General features: G+C 60.8%; 22 protein-coding genes. 7 read left to right on the top strand and 15 right to left on the bottom strand.

Features of this window, described 5'->3' with window-relative positions; translation table 11 throughout:
* Positions 1–48: 48 nt before the first annotated feature.
* The 4 genes from HPQ64_RS09820 to HPQ64_RS09805 are packed head-to-tail and all read right to left on the bottom strand — an operon-like array spanning position 49 to position 4560.
* Complete coding sequence (locus tag HPQ64_RS09820; protein WP_210260145.1) at positions 49–705, bottom strand: ABC-type transport auxiliary lipoprotein family protein; 657 nt, start codon at positions 703–705, stop codon at positions 49–51.
* On the bottom strand, positions 702–2597 hold the full coding sequence (locus tag HPQ64_RS09815) for an MCE family protein (RefSeq protein ID WP_172888159.1): 1896 nt from the start codon (positions 2595–2597) through the stop codon (positions 702–704). The genes HPQ64_RS09820 and HPQ64_RS09815 overlap by 4 nt, the downstream gene beginning before the upstream one ends.
* A complete protein-coding gene (locus tag HPQ64_RS09810; RefSeq protein ID WP_172888158.1) occupies positions 2598–3410 on the bottom strand; it encodes an ABC transporter ATP-binding protein in 813 nt (270 codons plus the stop codon).
* A gap of 4 nt (positions 3411–3414) precedes the next feature.
* Entirely contained in the window at positions 3415–4560 is a 1146-nt protein-coding gene (locus tag HPQ64_RS09805; protein WP_210260144.1) for an ABC transporter permease, read from the bottom strand.
* A gap of 130 nt (positions 4561–4690) precedes the next feature.
* Here HPQ64_RS09805 and dgcN point away from each other — a divergent pair, with 130 nt between their 5' ends.
* Together dgcN and dgcA are read left to right on the top strand one after the other, a co-directional pair.
* Positions 4691–5704, top strand: coding sequence for an N-acetyltransferase DgcN (gene dgcN, locus HPQ64_RS09800; protein ID WP_172888157.1), 1014 nt, complete (start codon positions 4691–4693; stop codon positions 5702–5704).
* Positions 5701–6684 (top strand): N-acetyl-D-Glu racemase DgcA, encoded by a 984-nt coding sequence (gene dgcA / locus HPQ64_RS09795; RefSeq protein ID WP_172888156.1) that lies wholly within the window; start codon positions 5701–5703, stop codon positions 6682–6684. Before dgcN ends, dgcA begins: the two co-directional genes overlap by 4 nt.
* A gap of 7 nt (positions 6685–6691) precedes the next feature.
* On the opposite strand, the gene HPQ64_RS09790 is transcribed toward dgcA, so the two are convergent.
* The gene (locus tag HPQ64_RS09790; RefSeq protein ID WP_172888155.1) at positions 6692–7843 is read right to left on the bottom strand and encodes an MFS transporter; all 1152 of its coding nucleotides are present in this window, start codon (positions 7841–7843) and stop codon (positions 6692–6694) included.
* Positions 7844–7973: 130 nt separating this feature from the next.
* Here HPQ64_RS09790 and HPQ64_RS09785 point away from each other — a divergent pair, with 130 nt between their 5' ends.
* Positions 7974–9158, top strand: coding sequence for a protein phosphatase CheZ (locus tag HPQ64_RS09785; RefSeq protein WP_172888154.1), 1185 nt, complete (start codon positions 7974–7976; stop codon positions 9156–9158).
* A 10-nt stretch (positions 9159–9168) separates the two neighbouring features.
* Here the strand turns inward: HPQ64_RS09785 and HPQ64_RS09780 are convergent, their stop codons facing one another.
* The 3 genes from HPQ64_RS09780 to HPQ64_RS09770 all read right to left on the bottom strand — a co-directional run bounded on the left by HPQ64_RS09780 (position 9169) and on the right by HPQ64_RS09770 (position 12074).
* The gene (locus tag HPQ64_RS09780) at positions 9169–10158 is read right to left on the bottom strand and encodes a threonine ammonia-lyase (protein ID WP_172888153.1); all 990 of its coding nucleotides are present in this window, start codon (positions 10156–10158) and stop codon (positions 9169–9171) included.
* 81 nt (positions 10159–10239) lie between these two features.
* The gene (locus HPQ64_RS09775; protein WP_172888152.1) at positions 10240–11274 is read right to left on the bottom strand and encodes a glycosyltransferase family 4 protein; all 1035 of its coding nucleotides are present in this window, start codon (positions 11272–11274) and stop codon (positions 10240–10242) included.
* Positions 11271–12074: a UDP-2,3-diacylglucosamine diphosphatase gene (locus HPQ64_RS09770; RefSeq protein ID WP_172888151.1), complete on the bottom strand. Its 804-nt coding sequence runs from the start codon at positions 12072–12074 to the stop codon at positions 11271–11273. The genes HPQ64_RS09775 and HPQ64_RS09770 overlap by 4 nt, the downstream gene beginning before the upstream one ends.
* A 344-nt stretch (positions 12075–12418) precedes the next feature.
* Between HPQ64_RS09770 and HPQ64_RS09765 the strand changes: the two genes are divergently transcribed.
* Positions 12419–13198, top strand: a complete 780-nt coding sequence (locus HPQ64_RS09765; RefSeq protein WP_172888150.1) for an SDR family oxidoreductase — start codon at positions 12419–12421, stop codon at positions 13196–13198.
* Positions 13199–13480: 282 nt separating this feature from the next.
* Here the strand turns inward: HPQ64_RS09765 and HPQ64_RS09760 are convergent, their stop codons facing one another.
* Positions 13481–14761, bottom strand: a complete 1281-nt coding sequence (locus HPQ64_RS09760) for an OmpP1/FadL family transporter (RefSeq protein WP_172888149.1) — start codon at positions 14759–14761, stop codon at positions 13481–13483.
* A 470-nt stretch (positions 14762–15231) separates the two neighbouring features.
* Between HPQ64_RS09760 and HPQ64_RS09755 the strand changes: the two genes are divergently transcribed.
* Positions 15232–16077, top strand: a complete 846-nt coding sequence (locus HPQ64_RS09755) for a fumarylacetoacetate hydrolase family protein (protein ID WP_172888148.1) — start codon at positions 15232–15234, stop codon at positions 16075–16077.
* 25 nt (positions 16078–16102) lie between these two features.
* Here HPQ64_RS09755 and HPQ64_RS09750 read toward each other — a convergent pair whose 3' ends face one another.
* Both HPQ64_RS09750 and HPQ64_RS09745 read right to left on the bottom strand, forming a co-directional pair.
* Positions 16103–19255 (bottom strand): efflux RND transporter permease subunit, encoded by a 3153-nt coding sequence (locus HPQ64_RS09750; protein ID WP_172888147.1) that lies wholly within the window; start codon positions 19253–19255, stop codon positions 16103–16105.
* A complete protein-coding gene (locus tag HPQ64_RS09745; protein WP_172888146.1) occupies positions 19252–20442 on the bottom strand; it encodes an efflux RND transporter periplasmic adaptor subunit in 1191 nt (396 codons plus the stop codon). The genes HPQ64_RS09750 and HPQ64_RS09745 overlap by 4 nt, the downstream gene beginning before the upstream one ends.
* Positions 20443–20707: 265 nt before the next feature.
* Between HPQ64_RS09745 and HPQ64_RS09740 the strand changes: the two genes are divergently transcribed.
* Together HPQ64_RS09740 and HPQ64_RS09735 are read left to right on the top strand one after the other, a co-directional pair.
* Positions 20708–21409 (top strand): TetR/AcrR family transcriptional regulator, encoded by a 702-nt coding sequence (locus HPQ64_RS09740; RefSeq protein ID WP_172888145.1) that lies wholly within the window; start codon positions 20708–20710, stop codon positions 21407–21409.
* 301 nt (positions 21410–21710) lie between these two features.
* Positions 21711–22487, top strand: coding sequence for a hypothetical protein (locus tag HPQ64_RS09735; RefSeq protein WP_246270392.1), 777 nt, complete (start codon positions 21711–21713; stop codon positions 22485–22487).
* A 440-nt stretch (positions 22488–22927) separates the two neighbouring features.
* Here the strand turns inward: HPQ64_RS09735 and HPQ64_RS09730 are convergent, their stop codons facing one another.
* The 4 genes from HPQ64_RS09730 to thiM all read right to left on the bottom strand — a co-directional run bounded on the left by HPQ64_RS09730 (position 22928) and on the right by thiM (position 26128).
* Positions 22928–23335, bottom strand: a complete 408-nt coding sequence (locus HPQ64_RS09730) for a VOC family protein (protein WP_172888144.1) — start codon at positions 23333–23335, stop codon at positions 22928–22930.
* A gap of 107 nt (positions 23336–23442) precedes the next feature.
* Positions 23443–24552, bottom strand: a complete 1110-nt coding sequence (locus HPQ64_RS09725) for a TRAP transporter substrate-binding protein (protein WP_172888143.1) — start codon at positions 24550–24552, stop codon at positions 23443–23445.
* The gene (gene thiD, locus HPQ64_RS09720) at positions 24549–25361 is read right to left on the bottom strand and encodes a bifunctional hydroxymethylpyrimidine kinase/phosphomethylpyrimidine kinase (RefSeq protein ID WP_172888142.1); all 813 of its coding nucleotides are present in this window, start codon (positions 25359–25361) and stop codon (positions 24549–24551) included. The genes HPQ64_RS09725 and thiD overlap by 4 nt, the downstream gene beginning before the upstream one ends.
* The gene (thiM, locus tag HPQ64_RS09715) at positions 25358–26128 is read right to left on the bottom strand and encodes a hydroxyethylthiazole kinase (protein WP_210260143.1); all 771 of its coding nucleotides are present in this window, start codon (positions 26126–26128) and stop codon (positions 25358–25360) included. Before thiM ends, thiD begins: the two co-directional genes overlap by 4 nt.
* Between the last annotated feature and the right edge of the window lie 30 nt (positions 26129–26158).

Genomic DNA, 26158 nt, shown 5'->3' with positions numbered 1-26158 from the left:
CCTTTTCTTACGGATCTCGTCGAGGGCAAGCCCGGCTGGCCCGCGGCCTCAGACCTGACGCAGCACCCATGCCGCCATCTCGCTCAACACCTGGTCGACCGCTGCATTCATGGCCTCCACCGCCTGATCCACATTGACACCGCGCGAGGGTACCTCCGCCGAAAAAACGCGGCTTTCCCGTGCTCGTCCGCTCCTGTCGTCAAGCAGCCTCGCCGCGATCTCCACATATGCCCGGTCATGGCCGTCGATGCGAAGCTCGAAGGCTCTCAGGTCTGTCTGCAGCTGATAGTCGATCAGAAGCCCCTCGCCCGGCCGCCCGACGCCGCGAAGGCGGCCGGTGTTTTCAAGGGTTTCGATGATCTTCGCCTGAACCACCTTCGGAAGCGTGTCCGACCATGCCGCGCGCGGAAAATAGGTGTAGACCGGACCGTTATCGACGACGGCAATATTGGTGGTATCGAGCGCCTGCAGCGCGGAAGGCTGCGGCACAAGTATCTGCCGGCTGCTGCGGGCCGCGGCGACCTCCACGTTTCGCGGAGCGTTCAGTCCATAAAGCGCGGACGGCGCTGTGCTTGCGCAGGCGGCGAGCCCTGTTGCGAGCACACTCGCAACCAACGCGCCAACGAGGCGATTGCCTAAGCCTTTTCTCCCCCCTTCGCCCACCGGAATGCGGCGGCGAACGCCCCAAAACGCACTTGATGTCACCGTCGCCTTGCCCCGCCGAATGTCGGTGTATCCGAACCGCCGAAGATCACACGGCTCGGGTCGCGGTCGATATTAGCCACTGCTCGCTGAATCTCCACCAGGGTCCTGTTGAGCTGGCCCATGGCGGCCGAGAAATCCGCCGATCCGCGCGTTGCGAATTTGTTCAGCCCATTCGCTATCGGACCGATATTTTCCTGCAGAATATCGGCTGCCTTGCGAATCGCGGTGGCAGCCTTCGTCGCTTCCGAAACGAAGCCCTCGCCGTCGCCGCTCACCATGCCATCGACCCTGTCGATTACGCCCTGGATCCGCACGCTCGCGGCATTCAGGTTCCTTGAAAGCTCATTCACGTTGGTGATGATCTGGTCGATATCCGGCTTGCGCCCTTCGATGTCGCCGGTGAAGGAACGTATATTCGCCGCCGCCTTGCCCGCATCGTCGATCGCCGCCGAAATCGTCTGCGATTTTCCGGCCACGTCGGAGGTCAGCGTATCAAGCGAGGCGATGATCCGGGCCACCTCATCGGAATTCACCGATGACATTATCCGGTTCGCCTCATCCAGCGACCGGGCGAGCTTTTCTTCCACGACCGCGGCACTGTCCACGATCCGGCCGATTTCTTCTTCGCGGTCGCCAAGGGTTTTGGACACCTTTTCGATGTTGTCCATAGACGAAGCGGCTGACGCGATGACCCTGTCGATATCGCCGCGGCGTTCGCTCAGCACCTTGGAAAAGCTCGCCGCCCCCTCGACGATGTCCTGAACGCTTTGCGGATTGACGGTGGCGATGATCTTTCCCGCCCCCTCGAGCGTTGAATTCAGCCGTTCACCGGCCGCGGCCGCGCTATCGATAAATTCCGCAATTTGGACCTGCCGGTCGCCCAGCGTTTTTGAAACCTTCTCGACGTTTTCCATCGTCGCCGCCGTGGACGCGACGACCTTGTCGATATCGGCACTGCGGCTCGTCAGCACTTCCGCGAATTGCGACACGCCCTGGAGGATCTCCCGCACCGCCCCCGGCTCTACCTCGGCAAGTACGGCGTCGAACTGCTTCAGGCTTTCGTTGAGCCCTGCCGTGAAGCGCTGCAGCTGTTCGGCCGCCTGTTCGGAGTCGGCGATCAATTTTGAAAGCCCGTCGGTGGATTCTGAAATCTTCGAAGTTATTTCGGCGGCGTCGTTGACTATCTCGGTCACTTTGTCTGCCGGTACGGCGTCCACGATCGTTTCCGCCTTGCCCACAAGGCCCTCAAGGCGGCTCGACAGCTTCGTCAAGGCCTCACCGGTGTCGGCGACCGATGCCATGAACTCGTCGACGCCATCGGAATTCTTCGCCAACGCTTCGGAGAACTGATTGATGTTCTTGATCGTCTGGTCGATCTCATCCCGGTTCCCGGCGATCACCTCCTCGATCGTGTCAAGCGTTGTGTCGGCCTTCCCGAGAATGTTTCGCGCACCTTCGACGATGTCCTCGAATGCCGAGCGCTCGGCATAGAGGATCGGCTCTTCTTCATCCGCCGTTTCGAACAGGGAAGGCGAAGTCGGCGTGCCGCCTGAAAGTTCGACGTAGGCAACCCCGGTCAGCCCCTGAAAGCCGAGCGTTGCTTTCGTGTCCTTGCGCAAAGGGGCATTCGGGTCGACCCGCAGTGTCGCCACCACGACCTTCGGATCGCGCGGGTTGAATTCCAGACTGCCGACATCGCCGATCTTGATGCCGTTGTAGAGAACCTGCCCGCCCGTGGACAGCCCGGTAACCGCGCCGGGAAAGATCACCTTGATGTTGACGTTCTTCGTGCCATTGGAGGAAATGCCCAGCCAGTAGATGAACACGAAGGCTGCGACGATCACCGCAAAGACGAAGGCGCCGATGGCGATGTAATTGGCGCGGGTCTCCATTCAAACCTCGTCCTGTTCCGCCCGGCGCAAGGCCCGCTCGCCTCTGAAGTATGCCTTCACCCAGGGATGGTCGACCTGCATCATTTCGTCAATGGTCCCCGTGACGAGCACCCGCCGCTCCCCTAATACCGCGATGCGGTCGCAAATGGAATGCAGGCTGTCGAGGTCGTGCGTCACCATATAGACCGTCAGCCCGAGCGCGTCGCGCAGCCTTTTGATAAGGTCGTCGAAGGCAGCAGCGCCGATCGGGTCGAGCCCGGATGTCGGCTCGTCCAGAAAGACGAGATCCGGGTCGAGCGCCAGCGCACGCGCCAGGCTTGCACGCTTGATCATGCCGCCGGAAAGCTCCGACGGCGCCTTTTCCGCCGCATCGCGGGGAAGACCAACCATCTCCAGCTTCAACAGCGCCATCTCATCCATCAGGCGCTGGGACATGTTCATGTGCTCGCGCATGGGGACTTGTATGTTCTGGCGCACGTTGAGAGAGGAAAATAGCGCCCCCTGCTGGAAAAGCACGCCCCAGCGGCGCTCGATCCCCGCGCGTTCTTCCGGGCTGGTCTTGTCCAGATCCTCGCCGAACACCTCGATCTTGCCGGCGCGCTTTTCGACAAGCCCGAGGATTGCGCGCATGAGAACGGACTTGCCCGTGCCCGATCCGCCCACGAAGCCAAGGATTTCGCTACGGTAGACGTCGAGGTCAAGGTTCTCAAGCACCAGCTTGTCGCCGAAGCCCACCGTCACCCCCCGCGCCTTGAGGACCTCGATTTCGCTCCGCTGCCCGGGCTTCAAAGCCTGCTCTCCCGCCTCCCGCATCGTTTCAAATCCCGACCGAGGCGAAGAATATGGCGAACAGCCCGTCGACCACGATCACCATGAAGATCGCCTTCACCACCGAAAGCGTGGTGTGAAGGCCCAGCGATTCGGCCGAGCCGGAAACCTTCAACCCTTCAACGCAGGCGATCAGCCCGATGATCATCGCCATGAAAGGCGCTTTCAAAAGGCCGACCCAAAGCGTTTCCAGGGTAACGGCCTCATTGAGCCGCTGCATGAAGATTTGCGGCGGTATATCAAGATAGGCCCAGGTAACCAGGCCCGATCCGAATAGAGCGGAAAGGTCGGCTATGAACGCCAGGATGGGCAGCGCGATCATCAGCGCCAGAAGCCGCGGCAGAATAAGAACTTCGGTCACCCTGAGGCCGATGACATGCAGCGCATCCATTTCCTCGCGCATTTTCATGGAGCCGAGTTCGGCCGTGAATGCCGAACCGGAGCGGCCGGCGACCATGATCGCCGTCAGGAGGACGCCGATTTCACGCAAAACCAGCACTCCGGCAAGGTCCACCACGTAAAGGTCAGCGCCGAATGTCCGCAGATAAAAGCCGCCCTGCTGGGAAATGATACCGCCGATCAAAAAACTCATCAGCGCGACAATCGGAACGGCGCCAATGCACGAACGATCGAACTGAACGGCGACCGAAATGCCCCTCAGCCTCCGTGGATTGACCAGAATTCCTGACAGGACGACCGCCAGCGACCCCACGATATGGCAGACGGCCACGACATCCTTGCCGATCTCGACCATCTGCCTTCCGGTGGCCTCCAGAAGCCCCATGATGGAGCGGCCGCGTATGCGCGGTTTCCAGGTCGGCGGATGGTGGCTTTCGATTTCGCCCACCAGCGATTTGAACTTGTCGCTCAGGCCGACGAATTCCACGCGCGAGCCCTTGAATTCGAAATCGCCCTGGAGGCGATGAATAAGCCAGGCACCCGCCGTATCGAGGTGGGTCACTCCCGACATGTCGATGGTGACGAAACCGGACACACCTGGCTTCAGGGCAATGAGGAGGTCTTCCATCTCTCGGCTGGCATGGATCGTCCAGCCGCCGCCGATGGCAACCGTCATCCTTTCGCCGCCCATCGATGTGGTCAAGGTCGGCGCGGGTCGCGCCGCTTGAATGGTCATTGCCGCCTCTTGCCCGAAATCCCCATGGACCCGTATACCTGACCGGCATCCACACCGTCTATACGACGGCCCGTTTTGGCAGGCGCGCTTGGCCAATCAATTGACTTACGTTGCGGCAAGGAGACAGCCCATGGAAATCTCTCATCCTTATCTGCTGTTTCTGGGAGACGTTCCCGACGCGCTCGCCGCGAAAACGGGGCTAGGGATCGTCGACTGGCGAAAGGAATGGTGTGTCGGCCAATTCCGGCTCGACGGTTGCAAGGCCGATGCGAAGCTTCCGGACATGACGCCATCCGAGGCGGCGGGCAAAGGCGCGAGGACAATGGTCGTCGGCGCGGTCAATGCCGGGGGTGTGCTGCCCGATCATTGGGTGGAATCAATCGTCGCCGCGCTTGAAGCCGGCATGGATGTGGCAAGCGGGCTTCACATGCGCCTTGGCGATGTGCCGGCGATCCGCGACACGGCGGTGCGCACCGGGCGCAGGCTTTTCGACGTGCGTCATTCCTCTGAAAGATTTGCCACCGGCAAGGGGACCAAACGCTCCGGAAAGCGGCTTCTGACCGTGGGGACGGACTGTTCCGTCGGCAAGAAATATGCCGCGCTCGCCCTTGAAAAAGGCATGAAGGATCAGGGCTTCGACGCCGATTTCCGCGCAACCGGACAGACCGGCGTCTTCATATCCGGGCGCGGCGTCGCACTGGATGCCGTGGTCGCCGATTTCATTTCCGGGGCGGCGGAATGGATTTCGCCAGAGGCGGATGATGCTCACTGGGACGTGATCGAGGGGCAGGGTTCGCTCTATCACCCGTCGTTTGCAGGTGTTACCCTTGGTCTCCTGCATGGCTCGCAGCCGGATGCCTTCGTCGTCTGCCACGAGCCCACGCGCAAAACGATGCGAGGCGTTGCGACGCCTCTGGCCTCGATTCAGGAAGTGATCGACCTCACCATACGCTGCGGCCAGCTGACCAATCCGACGATCCGTTGCGTCGGCATCGCCATCAATACCGCCGCCTTGGACGAAGACGAAGCGAAGACGCTTCTTGAAAAGACGTCCGCCGATCACGGTCTGCCTGCGACCGATCCGGTTCGCTTCGGCGTGGAAGCGATTGTGGAACGGATCGGCAAGGAGTTTGGAAACCCATGACGATCGAATTGTCCGTCGTTGCCGAAAGCTGGCCGATCGAGGGCGGTTTCACGATCTCTCGCGGCAGCCGCACCCATGCGGATGTCGTCGTCGTGACCCTTCGCGAGGGCACGCGCATCGGCCGCGGCGAATGTGTGCCCTATCCCCGATACGGCGAGACGGTGAGCGGGGTGATTTCAGACATCGAGAAGATGGCGAAGGAGTTCGCCCACGGCCTCGACCGCGCAGGCCTGCAACTGGCAATGCCGGCGGGGGCTGCGCGAAACGCGCTCGACTGCGCGCTTTGGGACTTCGAGGCCAAGCGCGCCGGCAAAAGCGTATCGGCGCTTTTGGGTCGCGCGGAGCCTTCCCCGCTCGTCACCGCCTTTACGATCAGCGTTGGCTCTCCTGAAAAAATGGCAAGCGATGCTGAAAAGGCCAAGACCCGCCCGTTGCTGAAGGTAAAACTTGCCGGTGACAGCGACCCTGAGCGCATTGCCGCGGTAAGGTCTGCCGCGCCGAAAGCCCGGCTGATCGTGGACGCCAACGAGGCATGGACGGCGGAAACCTTCGAGAAAAACCTTGCCGCCTGTGCAGACGCGAAGGTGGAACTGATCGAACAGCCGTTACCGGCGGGCGACGACATGCTGCTTGCCCGAATAAAGCGCACCGTACCCGTGTGTGCGGACGAAAGCGCCCATACCTCTGCCGGGCTCGGCGACTTGAGAGAGCGCTACGATGCCGTCAACGTCAAGCTCGACAAGACCGGCGGGCTGACGGAGGCACTTGTCATGGTGGACGAGGCGAAAGCGCTAGGCTTCAAGGTCATGGTAGGTTGCATGCTCGGCACTTCGCTTGCCATGGCGCCCGCCGCAATCGCGGCTCAAGGTGCCGATTTCGTCGACCTTGACGCCCCTCTCCTGCTTTCAAGCGATCGAATACCGGGACTTTCCTTCGAGGGCAGCACGCTTTTGCCCCCTTCGCGCGAGCTTTGGGGTTAAGACCTGTTCAAGCAGCGGATTGCATTCGGCCAAGCGGGCGATTCAGGCCGGCGATCAGCAGGAAAGCAACAACCGACATCCCGGCCATGAGCTGAAAGGCCGTGGCGGGATCAACGGCGAAGAGCGGCCCGGCCGCGGCCGTGGCGAATGCCGTCATGCCGCCCACCGCCGTCGACAACAGCCCCTGACCCGTGCCGGAGCGGCGACTTGAAACCGCCTTTGCGATGAGCCCGACGGCGCCCAGGTGCGTTGCCCCGAAGGTAAGACCGTGCAGGCCCTGCAAAACGACGATAAAGGCGAAATCCGTCGCGATGGGGAATATGAGCCATCTGAGAACCGCCGCCCCCGATCCGATCAGGAGAAACCCGACCGGCGATATCCGGCTTTGCAGGCGGCTTGCGAAGTAAAACAGCAGGATTTCGGTCACGACGCCCAACATCCAGAGCGCGCCGACCGCCGTTTCCGCGATGCCGTTTTGCGTCCAGTACAGCGAACCGAAACCGTAATAGGCGGCATGGCTTGCCTGGACGAGGCCGGCTGCGGCGAGAAACAGGAGAAAGACAGGACTCTTGAGCACCGATGCGTCGCGCCGGCCGGAGTTATCCTCGCCCGTTTCATCGATCTTGCAAGCCGGCATCGAGACGGCAAGGGCGAAAACCACGGCGAGCCCGGCAACGATACCCCCGATCAGCCATGCGGCGCTAAAATACTGGAGCATTACACCGCCGGCGAGATTCGCCACCACGAATGCGATCGACCCCCAAAGCCGCATGCGGCCGTAGTCGCCCCGGCGGTTGCGCACGAGGTTCACCGCCATGGCATCGCTCAATGGTAGGATCGGCGACCAGAAGGCGGCGATGAGCGCAAGCAGGAAGAATGTCGCCCAGAAACCGAGAGGCTTCGCGAGAATGAGAAACAGAATTGCCGAAACTGCAGCAAAAATCGCGATTGAACCTTTGGTCGCCTGCAATCTGTCAGCGAGATTCGTCATGAACGGATTTGCGAAAAGGCGCACGACGATGGGGACGGCCAGAAGCGTGCCGATTTCCGCCGGGCCGTGGCCGTTCGCCGATAGGATTAGCGGAAAAAACGGCAGAAACAGGCCAATTCCAAAGAAGTAGGCAGCGAAAAAACCGCCCGTTCGCGTCGCATCTTTCATGAAGGCCGTTTTCCCGAATTGCGCCATATATCTAAACCGATTCTAAGGATTTGATGATTAACCATTATCGGCAAGGCCTGCTCACACAGGCCAAAACCGCCCGACCGATTCACGATCCGAGACGATGACCATGGCAGCGAACGGACCGTCCAGCCCGCTTTCCGATGCCGAATTCGAGGCATTGCGCGATGCTCTTTCAAGTTCCTCGCGCGGGCGGTGGTTCCTCGACGAGTTCCTGAGGCGCAACCAGAAACCCGAAACGCAGATGGTGCTGGATGCGATCGCCCGGCTCGAAACGGCCATGATCCGCGACCGCCAGACGCCCAGCATCGACCGGATCCGGATAGACATTGCCGATATGCAGGAAGCGATCGAACGCACCAAGCGCGAGATCGGCAACATCAAGCACGAATCGGAATACGGCAACAGGTTCCAGGAAGCTTCCGACGAGTTGGACGCGATCGTGCGGCAGACGGAGGGTGCGACGCAGGAAATTCTCGCCGCCGCCGAGGCAATCCAGGAAATCGCCTGGCAGATGAAGGAAGACGGCGGCGACCACGGCGCCTGCGACGAGATCGACGGGCGGGCGACCGAGATTTTCATGGCGTGCTCCTTCCAGGACCTCACCGGGCAGCGCACGCAGAAAATCGTTCAGGTACTTCAATACCTTGAGTCCCGGATCAATATGATGATCAAGATCTGGGGCATGGAAGGCGCCAAGGCCGAGGACCCGGAAATCAAGATGGACACGCGGCCGGACGCGCATCTTCTGAACGGGCCGCAGCTTGAAGGCCGGGGCACGGATCAGGACACGATCGATGCGCTGCTGAACGGCGAATTCGAAGACGATGAAGGCGTCGAGGAGAATTCCAAGGGCGCCCAAAAAGGTTCAAATGGCGACGAATTCGACGCCATAAGTTCCAATGACGGCGAAATCGACCCCTGGGAAGAGGTGCGGGATCAGGACGTCGCGTTCAGCGAGGCTGGCGACGATGAGAAGGCGGACGTCTTCGCCACCACCGCGCCCTCCGGCGATGCGTTGAAGCCGGCCAGCGACCCAGCAGCCGCATTCGATTTCGACGCAGCTCTGGACGATGCCGACGAAGGGGAAGCGGATGTCTTCGCCCGGCCGGCCGCTTCCGCTGAGGCGGAAGAAGCGGACACGACCGACAAGGACGCTGCGGACAGCAGCGAAGCCACCGCCGACAGCGACTGGGAAGCGGAACTGGTGCGCATTTCCGCCGCGATCACCGACGAGGCGGAGGATGAACTCACCCGGCTTTCCCCCGGCGAGCGGCAGGCGCTCTTCAGCTAGGGTCCGGGAATCAGGCGCTTTCCAGCGCGCGCATCATCATTGCCGGCTCGATATTGCCGCCGGAAAGGATGATGGCCACGCATTTTCCGGCGATGTCGATCTTGCCCGACAAAAGCGCTGCCAAAGCCACGGCCCCACCAGGTTCGACCACCAGTTTCAGTTCCCTGAAGGCGAAGGCGACCGCTTTCAACGCTTCCTCATCCGAAACGACAAGACCGCGTTTCGCGCGCCGGGAAGTTATGGCGAAACCGATATCGCCGGGTGTTTCCGTCAGGATCGCATCGCAAATCGACCCGACGGCGGAGGGATTTGCGACACGGTGGCCTGCTTCAAGCGAGCGGGCGTAATCGTCAAATCCTTCCGGTTCCACCGGATAGACCGCGCAATCGGGCAAAAGACGCTCCAGCGCAAGGGCAATGCCCGCCGTCAGGCCGCCGCCGCCGGCACAGGTGAGCATCGCCTCCGGCGCAAGCCCCATTTCCTCCGCCTGTTCCGCGATTTCAAGTCCCGCAGTCCCTTGCCCCACGATCACGCCCGGGTCGTTATAGGGGTGAATGAAGGTCGCACCGGTTTCGGCGACAATTCCCGCCGCTATCTCGTCACGATTTTCGACGCCGCGTTCATAGCCCACAACCGTTGCGCCGGAACGCTCGGTGCGGGATTTCTTAACGGAAGGCGCATCGTGCGGCATGACGATTGTCGCGGGAATGGCCAGAAGCCGCGCCGCCTCGGCAACGCCTTGCGCATGATTGCCGGAGGAACATGCGACAACACCTTTCGCCCTGTCTTCAGGAGGGATCATCGACAGGCGGTTGAAGGCTCCGCGAAACTTGAAAGAACCGGTACGCTGCAGCACTTCCGGCTTGATCAGAACACTGCCGCCCGTCACCTCGTCCAGAAAGGCGGAGCGAAGAAGCGGCGTCCTTTCCGCCTTGCCCGAAATGCGCTCGCGCGCGGCAAGAATGTCTTCGAAAACCGGTGCGTCGAGTGGCTTTGTCATGTGAGGTCTCCCGACAATCCGAATATCAGGAGTTCATGCCGGGCGGGACTACAATATTGCGCCCATGACAATTTTCACGCTTCAAGCGGCTTTGCTCGACGGCTTGTTGCCATAGGCCGCCACGCAGTTGTCCATGAACTGCCTTGCGCTTTCAGCCCATGTGTAGCCGAGCGCAAGCTCGCGGGCCTTCTCACGCGGGATGTCGAGCGCGGCAAGGGCGGCCTTGCGCAAATCGTCATCCAATACGCCCGCTCCCCTATCCCCGATAATGTCAAGCGGGCCCATGACGGGATAGGCGGCGACAGGCACGCCGCAGGCAAGCGCTTCAAGGATTACGTTGCCGAAGGTGTCCGTCAGGCTGGGGAAGACGAAAACATCCGCTGACGCGTAGTGACGGGCAAGCTCCTCACCAACCTTCGGGCCGGTGAAATGCACGTCCGGGTGCGCGCGGCGCAATCGCTCAAGCTGCGGACCGCCGCCGACCACGACCCTGGTGCCCGGAAGCGAGAGGGACAAGAACGCCCCGATGTTCTTTTCCACCGCGACACGGCCGACATACATGAAGATGGGCCTTCGCAGGTTTTCCGGCAGGACCGAGCCCTCACGGGGCTTGAAGAGGTGGTGATCCACCCCGCGCGACCAACGCATGAGGTTGGTAAAACCGCGCGCTTGAAGGTCGTTTTCAAGCGAGGCGGTCGCCACCATACAGCCCTGCCCGGAGTTGTGAAAACGCCTCATCCAGCCGTAGGACCAGGAAAGCGGGACCGGCAGGCGCGCCGAGAGATATTCCGGAAAACGTGTGTGGTAGCTGGTGGTAAAGACGCGGCCTTGACGCCGCGCGATGCGCGCCGCCAGAAGCCCGAGCGGACCTTCCGTCGCGATGTGGAGATGATCGCAGGCCCGCTCCTCGATCATGCGCCGGACGCGGCCCGATGTGGTGAGCGAAAGGCGGATTTCCGGATACGTCGGACAGGGAAGCGTGCGGAACGCCCGGGGCGTCAGGAATTCCACCCGCACGCCCATCTTCCCAAGCTCTTCCGCCGTGCGCTCCAGCGAACGGACGACGCCGTTGACCTGCGGATGCCAGGCATCCGTCACGATGAGGATGGAGGTCATGCGGCGGCCCGGGCACGGCCGATCTTCTCCGCAACGGCCGGCAGCTTCTGTCGGTCGGCCCATCTGATCACCTCGAAGGTTCCGTCATGATGTTCGGCGACCGCCGTGCAGCTTTCCACCCAATCACCCGTGTTGATGTAGCGGATGCCGAAATCCGAATGGTCGGCGGCGTGATGGATGTGGCCGCAGATGACGCCATCGACATTTCGCCTGCGCGCTTCCGCCGACAGCGTTTCCTCGAACTTGCCGATGAAATTGACGGCGTTCTTGACCTTGAGCTTCGCCCAGGCCGACAGCGACCAATAGGTGAGCCCGAGCTTGCGGCGGGCGAGATTGAGCCCCGTGTTGAGATTGAGCGCGGTGACATAGGCCCAGTCGCCGAAGAAGGCGAGCCATCTGGCATGGCGCACCACGACGTCGAACCGGTCGCCGTGAATGACGAGATACTCGCGCCCGTCGGCGGCGGTATGGATTGCATCCGGCACCACTTCCACCCCGCCGAAATGGGTTCCGAGAAAATCTCGCAGGAACTCGTCGTGGTTTCCGGGCGTGTAGATGATGCGCGCGCCCTTGCGGCTCTTTCTCAAGAGCTTCTGGACCACATCGTTATGCGCCTGCGGCCAGTACCAGGCGCGGCGCAGGCGCCATCCGTCGACGATGTCACCGACGAGATAGATCGTCTCCGCATCGTTGTAGCGAAGGAAATCGAGCAGCAGATCGGCCTGCGCGCCGCGCGTTCCAAGATGGATATCCGACAGGAAAAGCGCGCGGTAGTGCTTGGGTTCCGGCATCCCGGTCATTTGCCATCTCCGGATTTAGGTTCAGACCCTGAAGCTCCGCGCTTTAAACGCGATTCCGGTATCAGGAATATGACAGTGGAAGCCGGGCGGATCGCTTAGAGGCGAAGTGAAACGCGCCGGAATGCCATGTATTAAGCCGCGGAAAGCAACCAATACGAATGACATCTGGTTTTAATGCGTTACGGCAGTTTTTGGATTCATTGTGGCAGCCGGAGCCCCCTCGGGATTTGGAATTTCCGGCCTGAAAAGCATGAATTCAGGCTTGCGCATACGGCACCGCGTGACAAGTTAGGCACCGAAAAATGACGGGCATTCGCCCGTGACGCCAAATCGAGGAGGCAAAAATGGACCTTGGAATTTCGGGACGCAAGGCGATCGTCTGCGCTTCCAGCCGGGGGCTCGGGCGCGGCTCGGCCGAAGCGCTTGCCGACGCGGGCTGCGAACTTGTCATCAACGGGATTGACGCCGCACGGCTGGAAAAGACGGCGGATGATATCCGCGCGCGCTACGGCGCCAAAGTGACGGCCGTTGCCGCCGATGTTTCCACCCGCGAGGGACAGGACGCGCTGCTGGCCGCCTGCCCTGAGCCCGACATACTGGTCAACAACAACGGCGGCCCGCCGTTTCGCGATTTTCGCGAGCTCGACCGCGAGGCGATCCTCAAGGGTGTTGCGCAGAACATGGTGACGCCCATCGAGTTGATCCAGCGGGTAATCGACGGCATGGCGGAGCGCGGCTTCGGGCGGATCGTCAACATCACGTCGCTTTCTGTGAAAATGCCGATCGCGGGGCTCGACCTGTCGAGCGGAGCACGCGCCGGACTGACCGCGTTCCTTGCGGGTGTGGCCCGCGACTACGCAGCGAAGAACGTGACCATCAACAACGTGCTTCCGGGCAAGATCGACACGGACAGGCTGGCGAGCGGCTTTGAGCGCGCGTCGGCCAACACCGGCCGGCCCATCGCGGAAATCCGCGAGGAACAGACGCGCGACATCCCCGCCGCACGCTTCGGCACGGCAGAGGAATTCGGGAAGGTGTGCGCCTTCTTCTGTTCGGCCGGAACCGGCTATGTGACGGGACAGAACATCGTCGTTGACGGCGGACTTTATCCGGCGGCGTTTTGAGGGACGTTCACGAGTATCGGGACGCGAGATTGTTCCGGGCAAGCGTACGACAGTCAAAACCGACGTCAGGGGTTTGGCTGATTTCCTATGGGTTGCCGGGTCTGGGCCCGGCAACCCACAAAAGCGCCGCATCTGTTCCGCGCAGACAGGAATCTGGCTCGATTGCAGAGAGATGCCCGTCTACGCGGGCATGATAATAGAGCGGTAAGCCGCTCGATCACCCCAAACAAAAAAAGGCCGGGAAATCCCGGCCTTTTTGCTGTCGAAATGGCGTTTTGCCGATCAGTACTTGCGCGCCGTGTCGTGGTCGCGATCTTCCGACGGGCCGCCCCAGCGGTAACGCAGCGAGGCCGAGATGATGTCGACATGAGCTTCGGACTCGCCGACGTAAGTGCCAATCAACGCATTATAATCCTGATGGCCCGGCCCAATATTGATGTCCGCATCTTCCACGAAAATATGCGTATAGCCGAAGTCAAACGCCAAGTTGTCATTCACCGCATAGGTCAGACCACCGGAAAGCCAAAGCCGATCCGCATCCGGCAAACGCGTCGAACGGATGTCATCATCGATCGGAGAAATTTCATAGCCGAGACCCGCCCGCAGAGTCAGATTTTCGTTGTAGTCATACTCGCCGCCGAGCGCGAAGAACCAACCGTCGTCATAGTTCAGCGGCAGGTCGGCTACAGGACCAAGACTCGGCGATACGATCGCCGGGGACCCCAATCTACTCCAGTTGGTCCATTCCACAGTGCCAAGGACCCGAAAACTGTCGTTTATTCTCTGCTTGAATGAGAAATTGACCTGATCGGGCGTCACCAAATCCGCTTCAATCGCGGTGTTCGCAAGCACGTTCAGATCACCATCAAGATCGTGTGCGATACCGGAACGATATCCCAAACCAAACTCGGTCCCTTCAAACGGCTTATACGAGATGCCCGCAGTGGCGCCGAAGCCGATATCATCGCCATCAAGAGTAATCGACGCGTACGGAGCAGGGGTCAACGGATTAGCCCGCTTCAACGTAACGTCCAAATATTGCACCTGGAGGCCGACGGCGACCGAGATCTTTTCGGAGATCCTGTAACCGGCAATCGGATTTACGTTGATCGAGAATATCTCTGAGGATCGCGAGTAAAACTGGCCGTTCCAGTTCTGATTGGGCTTCGTCGCGAGTCCAAACGGTGCGTTTACAGCAAGTCCGAGGAAAATATCCTCGTTCACCTTATAAGAAGTGTAGGTCGCCGGAACATAGGCATCATTGCCAATGTCGCCACTGCTGCCGGTGAGCACTCCCGCAAAAGTACCATCAATCTCCGAATCCGGAATGATAGCCGTGTTGTGGGATTCGAAGGTGATGCCGTCGCCCGCACCCGTGATCGTCGCCGGATTCCAGAATATGGAGGAAATCGACGGGCCGGTGGTGCCGTAACCCGCGAAGGACGTTCCCTGATAATAGGAGCTCTGCTCACGGATGGCGAAGGCGCCAGCGAAAGCCTCGCCATTGACCGCTGCGAGCGCGATCGCCGCAACAGAAAGTTTCGCCCAAGTCTTCGTCGTCATCATATGCCCTTCAATCCTCCCACGGCGCCTGCGAAGCTGCGCGGGCGCTGAATTTGTTTGCCGGAAACTGCCCAAGGTTTCCCGGCAATGCAATTTGGAAGTCACCCTGCCGCAAGAGGCTGAAGGATGGGCAAAAATGACAAATAATTCGTTGACGTAACGTAATTTTTTACAATGCCGGCCGTGCATTCGCCCAATTCAACCGTGAATCAGGCCGTTAAATTCATATCGCGATACAAGAATCGCAAAATGCCTAATTTTTAGGCACTTTTATATTCGCAGGCAGGAGGTTTTCTTTTCCGTGTCTCGTTGCAGAACTGTCACATAGTTACCTAACGACACTCCGAACCGCGCCCGCATCCGTATTACGGCCCCGCCGATGCGGGAGCGGCCGGGGGCGTCGATTCTCCGCCGTAAATTCATGCGACAGTCCCGAACTTGGGGGACAGCGAACGGGGAGATGACGAGCGATGAAACTTGTGCGCTATGGCATGAGGGGCGCCGAAAAGCCCGGGCTGATCGACGCGGACGGCGGCTTGCGCGACCTTAGCCACCATCTGAGCGACGTCACGGGCCTCACGCTCGATGATTATACGCTCGGCAGGATCGGAAGTATCGACCCTTCCGAACTTCCCCCCGTCGAGGGCGAGGTGCGCTTCGGAGCGCCGTTGACGCGGATCGGCCATTTCATCGCCATCGGCCTTAACTACGCCGATCATGCGGAGGAATCCGGCATGCCGATCCCGGCAGAGCCGGTCGTCTTTTCCAAGGCGCCAAGCAGTGTCACGGGGCCGAACGATGATATCGTCCATCACCCCGGCGTAACAAAGCTCGACTGGGAGGTGGAGCTTGCCGCCGTGATCGGCCGGCGGGCGTGGCAGGTGGACGAGGCGTCCGCCCTTTCGCATGTGGCGGGCTATACGATCTGCAACGACATTTCCGAGCGGGCCTGGCAGCTTGAAGGCACGGGGCAGTGGATCAAGGGCAAGAGCGCGCCCGGCTTCGGCCCGCTAGGGCCCTGGCTGGTGACGGCCGACGAGGTGGAGAACCCGCAGGCGCTCGACCTGTGGCTCGACGTCAACGGCGAGCGCATGCAGACCGGCAACACCGAAACCATGATCTTTTCCGTCGCCGAAATCGTCTCCTATCTTTCAAGGCAAATGTCGCTGGAGCCCGGCGACGTGATAACCACAGGCACGCCGCCGGGCGTGGGCATGGGCAAGTCTCCGCCAAAATACCTCAGGCCGGGCGATACGGTGACGCTCGCCATCGAGGGCCTTGGCGAGCAGCGCCAGCGCATCGTCGCAGCGAGATGAGGTTCCGCGCTACTTGCGCCCCGCCCTACTCGGCGGCATGGGCGAGGCGGATGACGGATTTCGCCTCCGGCTCCGGCTTTTGCGCCTCATCTTCCGCCTGGTGTTCTGCGACGTCGAGGCGCTTGCGGAACCAGAGCGCGTAAAGCGCCGGCATGAAGCAAAGCGTCAGAACGGTCGCGACCGTAAGCCCGCCGATCATCGACACGGCCATCGGCCCCCAGAAGACATTCGTCGTCAGCGGGATGAAGGCAAGCACGGCGGCAAGCGCCGTCAGCACCACGGGGCGGGCGCGGCGCACGGTCGATTCCACGATCGCCTCGCGCATCGTCGCACCGGCCTTGAGATCCTGCTCGATCTGGTCGGCCAGGATCAGCGTGTTGCGCATGACCATGCCGCCGAGCGCGATGACGCCAAGGATCGCCACGAAGCCGAAGGGAGCGCCGAATAGCAGAAGCGAGGCGACCGCGCCGACAAGCCCGAGCGGGAAGGTGAGGAAAACCAGCACCATCTTCGAGATCGACTGCATCTGCAGCATGATCAGGATCATCATCACCACGAACATGACCGGAAAGACCTTGGCAAGCGCCGCGTTGGCCTTGGCCGATTCTTCCGCCGCGCCTCCAGCGTCGATCCGGTAGCCGGGCGGCAAGGACGCTTCCAGCTCCTTCATCTTCGGCGAGAGGGCAGCCGTCACATCCGGCGCCTGGACGCCTTCGGCGACGTCGGAGCGGACCGTCAGCACCATCTCGCGGTTGCGCCGCCACAAGATCGGCTCCTCCGCCTCATAGGAGATGCGCGCGACCTGGGAGACCGGGATCGGCGCGCCGTTTCGCACGTCGATCACGAGATCGCCGAGATTGCCGAGGTTGCCGCGCTCTTCTTCGGCCGCGCGGACGACGACACCAACGTCATGCGTATCCTCGCGCAGGGACGTGACCTCGAAGCCCGAGAGGAGCGTTTGCAGAGTGCGGCCGATCTCCGCGGTGGAAAGGCCGAGGGCGCGAGCGCGCTCCTGATCGACCTCGAGGCGCACGGACTTCACCTTCTCGCCCCATTGCAGCTCGACATCGCGCGTGTCGGGATGGGCGCGCATGACATCGCGCACCCGGGCGGCGATTTCGCGTACCTGCGAGGTATCGGAGCCGACGACGCGGAACTGAACGGGGAAGCCGACCGGAGGCCCAAGCTCCAGACGCCGCGCACGCCCCCTCACCGCGCCCTCGGCTTGCGCGAAGCGCTGCTTGAGCTGGGCCAGCAGACGCTCCGCATGCTCCCCGCCCTTCGACTGGATAAGGATCATCGCGAAATTCGGGTTCGGAAGCTCCGGGTTATAGGCGAGGAAAAAGCGCGGCGCGCCAGCGCCCACATAGGTGGTGAAATACTCAAGGTCGGGATTGTCCTTGAGCCATGCCTCAAGCTTCTTCGCCTCGCGGTCCGTCGCCTCGAAGGAGGAACCCTCCGGCCCGCGCAGCTCGACGATAACCTCCGGCCTGTCGGAATTGGGGAAGAACTGCTTTTCAACAAAGCCCATGCCGTAACCCGAAAGGGCGAGCAGGCCGACGGTGGCAAGAACCACAGGCACACGGAAGCGAACAGAGCCGCGAATGACGGCACGCAAGGCTTTGTAGCCCCGCGTCTCGTAGATCGCGTGTTCATCCGCCTTGCCCCCACGTGCCGCCGCGTGACGCTCCAGCGACTTCGGCAAAAGCTTCAGCCCGAGGTAAGGCGTGAAAACGACGGCGACGACCCAGGAAATGAGAAGCGCGATCGTCACCACCCAGAAGATGCCGCCGGCATATTCGCCCGCCGAGGATTTCGCGAAGCCGACCGGCAGGAAGCCTGCGGCGGTGACCAGCGTTCCCGTCAACATCGGGAAGGCGGTGGACGTCCAGGCGTGGGTCGCGGCGTTGAAGCGGCTCCAGCCCTGCTCGATCTTCACCACCATCATCTCGATGGCGATGATCGCGTCATCGACCAGAAGGCCGAGGGACAGGATCAGCGCGCCGAGCGAAATGCGCTCAAGGTCGATCCCCATCATCATCATGACGAGGAAGGTGCCGGCGAGCGTCAGCGGCACGGAAAGCGCGACTATGATGCCGGTCCGGAAACCGAGCGAGACGAAGGAGACGAGAAGCACGATCGATATGGCGACGACGAACTTGAAGACGAATTCGCCGATCGCCTCTTTAACCACATGCGGCTGATCGGAAACCTGGTGAAGATCCGCCCCCACCGGCAGGCGCGCACGCAATGCGCCGGCCTTCGCACCCAGCGCCTCGCCAAGCTCCAGCACGTTGCCGCCATCGGCCATGACGACGCCAAGCATGATCGCCCGCTCGCCGTTATAGCGCGCGGCATAGGTCCGCGGATCCTGAATGCCGCGCGACACCGTGGCGATATCGCCCAGGCGGAAGGTATTGCCACCCGCCTCGACCGGCACGGAGGCGACTTCTTCCACGCCCTCAAGATCGCCCGATACGCGCACCTGCACGCGCTCGCTCGGCGTATCGACCGCGCCCGAGGGAACGACGGCGTTCTGCCGGTTCAGCGCATCGAAAATAGCGCTTGCGGGAATGCCGAGGGTGGCAAGCTTCTCATAGGAAATGTCGACGAAGATCTTCTGGTCCTGCTCGCCGATCAGGCTGACCTTCTCCACATTCGGTACGGACAGGAAGCCCTGGCGAACGATTTCGGCAAGATCGTCAAGCTCCGTCCAGGTGGCGCCGGGGGCGGTGAGCGCGAAAATCTCAACGAAAACATCCGAATATTCGTCGTTGAAGAATGGCCCCTGAACGCCCTGGGGGAGTTCGGCGCGCATGTCGCCGACCTTCTTGCGGACCTGATACCAGAGATCCTCCACGGCCGAGGGCGGCGTGGAATCCTCAAGAATGACCTGCGTCGCGGTGAAGCCGGGACGGGAGTATGTGTCGAGCCGGTTCAGATGCGGCAAGGTCTGCAGGCGGGTCTCGATCCTGTCGGCGACCTGATCCTGCATTTCCTCAGCCGTCGCGCCCTGCCAGACGGCGGTGACGACCATCACCTTGATGGTAAAGGAGGGGTCTTCGTTGCGCCCGAGATTGCCGTAGGACCAGATGCCGGCGGCGGCGAGCACGAGAATGAAGAAAAGGACGAGCGACTGATGCCGGAGCGCCCAGGCGGAAAGGTTGAACGATTTCATCTCAACGCCCCGACCTGCACCGCTTCGCCAGCCGCGCGTTCTTCCACGCGGACAGCGAGGTTTTCGTCAAGACGATGGACGCCGAGGCTTGCGACAAGCTCGCCCGGCTTCAGCTCGCCGTCGACATAGGCGACCTCCTCGTCAAGCCGGCGGACGGTTACGGGCACGGCTTCCACGCCTGAGCGGTCTTCAGTGGACCGCCAGACGAACGCCGCCTCGCCGCGATACCAGATGGAGGAGAGGGGAACGACGAAAGATCGCTCCACATCGCCGCGCGCGATATGGACTGTCGCCGTCATGCCGAGCTTCGCCTCGCCTTCAGGATCATCGATCGAAAAACGGGCGTTGAAGGTTCGCGCGGCGCGATCGGCCTCGGGCGAAAGTTCACGCAATTTCGCCTCGAAGCGCTTGCCCGGCAGCGCCCAGAGCGTGACCGAGGCCCTGCCGCCGTCAACCGCGCCGATGCGGCTTTCGGGGATCGCGATGGCCGCTTCCCGCTCACCCGTCCGGGCAAGACGCACGACCGGCTGACCGGCGGTGACGACCTCGCCGGGCTCGGCGGCGACATGCGTCACCACGCCATCCGCATCGGCCTTGAGGACGGCGTATTCAAGCTCGTTTTCGGCCAATGCCCGACGCTCGCGCGCAGCCGTCAGCGCTTCGCGGGCGGCATCCGCCGCTGCCTTCGCCCGGTCGAAGACAGCCGCGCTGGCATGGCCCTTTTCCTTCAACTCTCGCGCACGCTCCAGATCCGCGGCCGTACGCTCCGCCTCGGCCTCCGCCGCCTTTTCCTGCGCCATGGCGACACGCAGACCATGGCGATAATCGCCCTCGTCGAGACGGGCGATGACATCGCCCTTCGCGACCTCGTCACCGACATCGGCCAGCCTTTCGGCAAGCTTGCCGCCGACACGAAATGCCATCGGCGCATCGACACGCGGGCGCACCGTGCCGGTGAAGCTCAGCGTTTCCACACCATCGGAAAGTGTAACCTTTTCGGCCCAGACGATGCGCGGCTCTACAGGAGCGTCTGCCTGCTCGGCGGCATCCGGCTGACAACCGGCGGCAAGGGCCGCAAGACCCAGAACGACGGCGGTCCAGCCGGCGCGCCTGCGCCGGGCATTTATGAAATCGCTGGCGGAGCCCTGCATGCAGGAGGAGAGACGGCAATTCAGGGACGAAGACATGACGCAAATCCGATCCGGTTCGATCCCGCAATGGCGGCGGGATGGGACCAAACGCCCCTGTCCGGTTTGCCGCTGCGGAATTCGTTTGCGTTCATATTTTATATAAACTGACGATTGTCAATAATCATCAGTGAATATATATTAGAGATCATCCGAAACGTGATACTCGTCACAACGCGTTGGCCTCATGACGTAACCCCGCCGCCCGAAACTGGCCAAACACGGCGAGAAACGTCACAATCAACGAAGGAATCGCTCAAGAGACATGGGTTCGATGGCAGAGGAAAACGTGAAGCAGGCGCCCGGCGAAAGCGGCTATCTCAGGGACGGCACATGGTCGCCGGCCGCAGTCGAGATGCGCGAAAAGATCGTGGAGACGGCAAGCCGCCTGTTTCACGTCTACGGCTTCCAGAAGACGACCGTGGCCGATATCGCCAATGAGCTTGGCATGTCGCCGGCCAACGTCTACCGCTTCTTTTCCTCAAAAACGGCGCTGACCAAGGCCGTGACGAACCATGTGACCGAAGGTTTCCTGCGCGAGATCGAGGATATCGCGGCCCGCAAGGCCGTGCCCGCGCCCGAGCGCCTCAGGATGATCGCCCGCGCCCATTTCGAGCGGATGCGCGAACGCTACACCTCCAACCGCAAGATCCACGACCTGATCGAGGCGGCGATGGACGAGGCGTGGGACGAGATCGAGGCGCATAAGGCGAAGATGCGCCGCGCCATGGCCGAAGTGATCCGCGACGGGATTACGGCCGGCGACTTTCCCGAGCAGGACACGGCAACCGCCGCCATGCTGATGCAGCACAGCCTGCTCGTCTTCTTCCACCCCGTGCTGATCTCACAGGCCTGTCGCTGCATGCCCGAAGGCCGGCAGGACCTGATGTTCGACCCGATGGTGGATTACGCCCTCGCCGCACTGCGCGATGGCGGGTTCAGATCGCTGCCGCCGGACGCGACGTGAAACGAAATCGAGGTCGGAGGCGGCTAATCAATCCGTCGGAAGCAGCAGAAGCGTGTTGGATGCCGGTTCGAGCGACATTCTCCAGATTATTATCGATTCATAGGAACGTATCTGGTGTTTTATGCCTAAAATATTATGATAAATATTACCTTCGGTTATATTTATTCCTTACATAATAAACTATTAATAGAGCTAATTTACATTGAATTCTACATGTTATTCTTATCAAAAACGATAAAAATTCTGGATACAGCACTCTCCCTCCACTGCAGCTAACAAGAGGCCTAGTTTGATTAATTCGTTGCAAAAACTGATTAATACTTCCAACGAAACAATTCATGGTTTTTTTGATCTTCTAAACCAAAATCAGGGCGTTCTCACCCTGTCGTTATTCGTCGCAACCATTCTAATTGGTTGGATTAGCGGAATCTTCAAGGCGCTAAGACAACGGCCCAGGTTATTGGTAAAATTAATCGATGGCCCCACATTCTGTTGCACATTCCTAACTGGAAGAAAGCATAAAAATTTTGATACACATCGAACGGGAATAGCACTTTACCTAAACATTTCAAATTTGGGTTCGGCTCCAACAAGCATCACTTCAATTGAAGTCGGTTATCATTGGCATCTACGCCCACTATCAATGGTATGGCTCAAATTTAGAATCGGTTGGTTTTGGATTAAACACCAGTCAATTTCCCTCGATGACTTTCAGGCCGATATAGGCGATAGCGTTAAGATTTTTCCGTTCTTAACTCAAAGAAATCGTTTATCACCTTCTGAATCAAAAACTTATCTTAGAATTGGCGAATCAACAAATGGAGTCGTCTACTTTGAACAAGAGGAAAGCTGGGGAGGATGTTTCCCACACCATCACAAAGGGAAGACAAAAATAAAACTTCTAATAAAAGATACCTCTGGAAAAAAATATTATTCGATTCATAAAATTCCAATTATAAATTTAGAAGAAGCTAAAAAATATAATCCAAGATTTGGGGAAACTCTTGCAGAAATCCACGGTGAATTCCTAACTACTCGAGAAATAGAAATCAAAGAAGCCTCTGAAAGAACTCCTTAAAATAGGTAATTACCATAGCCTTTCAGTTGAACTTATGATTTGAAGCTCGAACTGAGTCTTCTTTGCAAATGCCGCGTACGGTAGGCATTGGCAGAAAGCATTATCTCTCCCTAACACCACTGCTACATCTCCTGATCGGGCACTCAACAGCGGTTCAATGAGGAAGAGGAAAACGGATTGCTCGGCGTTAAAAATTGGTAGTTTCCGTGTCTCAAACTCGGTGTCATCCCGGACTTGATCCGGGATCCAATCCACCTCGCCAAAAGCATCGAAATATCAAGTGGCACGGGGCATTCGCCTGCAGAAAATACTATCGCCTTCGATTGGAAAGCTGTGATTAGACCCCGGGTCAGCCCCCCCGATCAAGCCGGGGGCAGCCCGGGGTGACGGCGGAGATGGGCGATCTCCGCGATTGACCGGACTGATTTCCGGCGAATGCTTCACATCGGAGCCGCGTTCACCTCGATGGTATTCAGGTCAGGATCAAGCACGTAGAGCTGCGGAAATCCGGCGACACCGTCACGGCTCAGGAGCATCCGCTTCGCATCGCCCTCGGGAAGCGCGGCACTGAAGCCCGCACGTTCAAGGCGCGTGACCATTCCTTCGAAATCATCCGTCCAGAACGCGAAATGAACATCCGCAATATCAATGGATGGGGTCGTCCGGTAAGTGCCGGACGGGTTGGCCACAAGGTGAACCTGACGGTCGCCACAGCCGAACCAGACGCCTGCTATGCCGAACGGCGGGCGTGGCAACCGCGTCAGGCCGAAGAGGTTTTCGTAGAAAGCGGCTGAATGCTCAACATCCCTGACGGGAAGCGATACGTGATGCAGAAGGAGCTTTGGCATTTGGTTTCTCCGCTCACGAGGTTAGCGTACACGCGGACGCTAGAATATATCCGTGCGAGTGGCGAAGCCGGCAGAACCCGACAGCCACGCAGCCGCCTGCCTGCCCCTCACCCGTCTCGCGACTCCAGGAAAAGCCGCGTCGACAGGCTGCTCCACTGCGAAAGCCGGTTGCGGGCGCGCGTGAAGCTCTTGACGATCTTTTCGCTGACCTCGTCGATCTCCGCCACGCTGAGCGTGACATCCTCCGAGGTGGTGCGAAGCGCCTTGAGCACATCTTCGGGGAAGACCTTGACCTCCACGCCGTGATTGTTCTGAAGCGCCCTGAGGTGACCGGCGTTCATCCATTCGCTTTCGGCAAGGGAACGCGCGTTTTCCGCCCGGCAGACATCGCGCACGATGGCCTTCAGGTCATCCGGCAGGCCCTGGAAGGCGACGGAGTTGAAAAGGGCCTCGCCCGTGCCGTTCGGCTCGTGAAACCCGGGCGCGTAGTAGAATTTCGCGACCTCGTGGAAGCCCATGGCGGAATCGCTCCACGGGCCCAGAAACTCCGTCGCGTCGATCAGGCCGGACTGGAGGGCGCCGAAAAGCTCCGCCGGCGGAAGGGAGACAGGCGTTGCGCCAAGCCGGCGCATGACCTCGCCGCCAAGGCCCGGCATGCGGATCTTGAGGCCTTTCAGATCCTCAAGGCTTGTAATCTCGTTTTTGAACCAGCCGCCCATCTGAACGCCGGTGTTGCCGGCCATCAGCGCGTTCACGCCGAAGGGGGCGTAAAGCTCGTCCCAAAGCTCCTGCCCGCCGCCCTGCTCTATCCATGTCATATGTTCAAGCGGCAGGAGGCCGAAGGGAACTGCGGTGAAAAAGACCGCCGCCGGAAGCTTGCCCTGCCAGAAGAAGGAGGCGCTGTGGCCCATTTGCGCGGTGCCGGAGGAGACGGCGTCGAAAACCTCCAGCGCGGGCACAATCTCGCCGGCTGAAAACAGGCGGATGCGCAGGCGGCCGGCACTCATCAGGGCGATATTGTCGGCAATGCGCTGTGCGGTGATGCCCGGCCCCGGCAGGTCCTTCGGCCAGGAGGTGACCATTTTCCACTCGATCGTCGCCTGACCGGACTGCGCGACCGCAGGCGCGGCAAGCGCTGTCGACGCTGCCCCGCCGGCACCGAGCGCAAGCGCGCGGCGTCGCGTGACGGAGGCCGTCTTGTCGTTTGTTTCGGTCATTGCGAATGTTCCGTCCACTGTCGATGAAAATGATGCACCGGGCCGTGGCCCGAACCGATCTCCAAGGCATCGGCGGCCCTTACCGCATCCGTTATATAGATTTTCGCCTCCGCAACAGAATCGGCCATGGAAAGCCCCTTGGCAAGCCCGGCGGAAATTGCGGAGGATAACGTGCAGCCCGTGCCATGGGTATTGCGGGTTTCATGACGGGGCGCGACGAACCATTTTTCATGGGCACCGTCCGTCAACAGGTCGGCGCATTCATCGCCGGCGCCATGCCCGCCCTTCAACAGAACGCGTCTGGCGCCGAGCGAGAGCAGGCGTTTGGCCTGATCCGCCATATCCGCACGGGTTTCGGCGACAGGCGAGGAAAGCATCCTGGCGGCTTCATGCAGGTTCGGCGTGATGAGATCGGCCTTCGGCACAAGCGTGGCAATGAGTTCCGCCACCGCATCCCCGGCCAGCAAGGGATCGCCGGAGGCGGCGACCATGACCGGGTCGAGCACGATATTGCGTGCGCCATGCCGCTCAAGCCCCGCCGCGACCGTGCGGATCGTTTCGGGCTGCGACAGCATGCCGATCTTCACCGCATCGACGGCAAGATCGGAAAAGACGGCATCCATCTGCGCGGCGATGAAATCCGCCGGGACATCGTGAATGCCGGTGACGCCATGGGTGTTTTGCGCCGTCAGCGCGGTGATCACGCTGGCGCCATAGACGCCGAGCGCGGAAAAGGTCTTCAAATCCGCCTGGATACCGGCACCGCCGCCGGAATCCGAACCGGCGATGGTGAGAGCAATCGCCGTCATTCCGCCTCCCCTTCCCGGCCGAGGCCGTAAAGCGCATCGAGATAGGCGGGAACGAAGCTTCCCGGACCTTGCGAGCGGCTGCCCGCCCGTTCCCCCGCGATCCCGACGATGGTGAGCGCGGCGGAAGCCGCCTTCAGCGGATCGTCCTCAACGGCGAGAAACGCGGCGACGACGGCGGAAGCGGCGCAGCCCATCGCCGTGACGCGCGCCATCATCGGATGGCCGAGGGCGATTTCGACCGCGCGCCTGCCATCCGTCACCCGATCGACCGCCCCGGTGAGCGCCAGCGTAGCGCGGGAATTTCTCGCGAAATCTTCAGGCGTTGCGCCGCCGGAAAGTGCCGCAACCTCCTCCGCATTGGCGCGGATAACCGCCGGGCGGCGGGAAAGGCATCTTCTGGCAAGCTCGAGGCGGGCGGCGGAGCGGTTTACCAGCACGGGATCGAGCACGAAGGCAAGGCCTGCGTCCGCAGCCGCTTCAAGGCCGAGATCGATCGCCGTCCGGCGCTCCTCGTCGATGGTGCCGATGTTGACAAGGAAACCGTCCGCGGATTTCACGAAATCGGAAATTTCCGCGCGCGCGACCGTCATCGACGGGACGGCGCCCAGCGCAAGCAGAACGTTGGCCGTGAAATTCTGCGCAACCGAATTGGTGATGCAGTGAACGCGCGGACTGCGCGCCCTCAAGCGTTCCAGCAGGATTGCGGCTTCTTCGAAGGAGAAGGCCAGCTTCTCCATGCCTTTCGTTTCGCCGGGAATATTTGTCATGCGACGCCTTCCCGAAAAAGCGCCGAAGCT

The sequence above is a fragment of the Hongsoonwoonella zoysiae genome (assembly GCF_013266695.1).
Taxonomy (GTDB): Bacteria; Pseudomonadota; Alphaproteobacteria; order Rhizobiales; family Stappiaceae; genus Hongsoonwoonella; species Hongsoonwoonella zoysiae.
This window is presented reverse-complemented; position numbering and strand designations above follow the sequence as displayed.

Bases quoted from the DNA above. Each gene is read 5' to 3' on its own strand.
- HPQ64_RS09730 (WP_172888144.1), bottom strand. From the start codon at position 23,335: ATGCCAAAGCTCCTTCTGCATCACGTATCGCTTCCCGTCAGGGATGTT.
- HPQ64_RS09785 (WP_172888154.1), top strand. From the start codon at position 7,974: ATGGCAGCGAACGGACCGTCCAGCCCGCTTTCCGATGCCGAATTCGAG.
- HPQ64_RS09740 (WP_172888145.1), top strand. From the start codon at position 20,708: ATGGGTTCGATGGCAGAGGAAAACGTGAAGCAGGCGCCCGGCGAAAGC.
- dgcA (WP_172888156.1), top strand. From the start codon at position 5,701: ATGACGATCGAATTGTCCGTCGTTGCCGAAAGCTGGCCGATCGAGGGC.
- dgcN (WP_172888157.1), top strand. From the start codon at position 4,691: ATGGAAATCTCTCATCCTTATCTGCTGTTTCTGGGAGACGTTCCCGAC.
- HPQ64_RS09810 (WP_172888158.1), bottom strand. From the start codon at position 3,410: ATGCGGGAGGCGGGAGAGCAGGCTTTGAAGCCCGGGCAGCGGAGCGAA.
- HPQ64_RS09725 (WP_172888143.1), bottom strand. From the start codon at position 24,552: ATGACCGAAACAAACGACAAGACGGCCTCCGTCACGCGACGCCGCGCG.
- HPQ64_RS09745 (WP_172888146.1), bottom strand. From the start codon at position 20,442: ATGTCTTCGTCCCTGAATTGCCGTCTCTCCTCCTGCATGCAGGGCTCC.
- thiD (WP_172888142.1), bottom strand. From the start codon at position 25,361: ATGACGGCGATTGCTCTCACCATCGCCGGTTCGGATTCCGGCGGCGGT.
- thiM (WP_210260143.1), bottom strand. From the start codon at position 26,128: ATGACAAATATTCCCGGCGAAACGAAAGGCATGGAGAAGCTGGCCTTC.
- HPQ64_RS09815 (WP_172888159.1), bottom strand. From the start codon at position 2,597: ATGGAGACCCGCGCCAATTACATCGCCATCGGCGCCTTCGTCTTTGCG.
- HPQ64_RS09780 (WP_172888153.1), bottom strand. From the start codon at position 10,158: ATGACAAAGCCACTCGACGCACCGGTTTTCGAAGACATTCTTGCCGCG.
- HPQ64_RS09775 (WP_172888152.1), bottom strand. From the start codon at position 11,274: ATGACCTCCATCCTCATCGTGACGGATGCCTGGCATCCGCAGGTCAAC.
- HPQ64_RS09790 (WP_172888155.1), bottom strand. From the start codon at position 7,843: ATGAAAGATGCGACGCGAACGGGCGGTTTTTTCGCTGCCTACTTCTTT.
- HPQ64_RS09760 (WP_172888149.1), bottom strand. From the start codon at position 14,761: ATGACGACGAAGACTTGGGCGAAACTTTCTGTTGCGGCGATCGCGCTC.
- HPQ64_RS09755 (WP_172888148.1), top strand. From the start codon at position 15,232: ATGAAACTTGTGCGCTATGGCATGAGGGGCGCCGAAAAGCCCGGGCTG.
- HPQ64_RS09805 (WP_210260144.1), bottom strand. From the start codon at position 4,560: ATGACCATTCAAGCGGCGCGACCCGCGCCGACCTTGACCACATCGATG.
- HPQ64_RS09750 (WP_172888147.1), bottom strand. From the start codon at position 19,255: ATGAAATCGTTCAACCTTTCCGCCTGGGCGCTCCGGCATCAGTCGCTC.
- HPQ64_RS09770 (WP_172888151.1), bottom strand. From the start codon at position 12,074: ATGACCGGGATGCCGGAACCCAAGCACTACCGCGCGCTTTTCCTGTCG.
- HPQ64_RS09765 (WP_172888150.1), top strand. From the start codon at position 12,419: ATGGACCTTGGAATTTCGGGACGCAAGGCGATCGTCTGCGCTTCCAGC.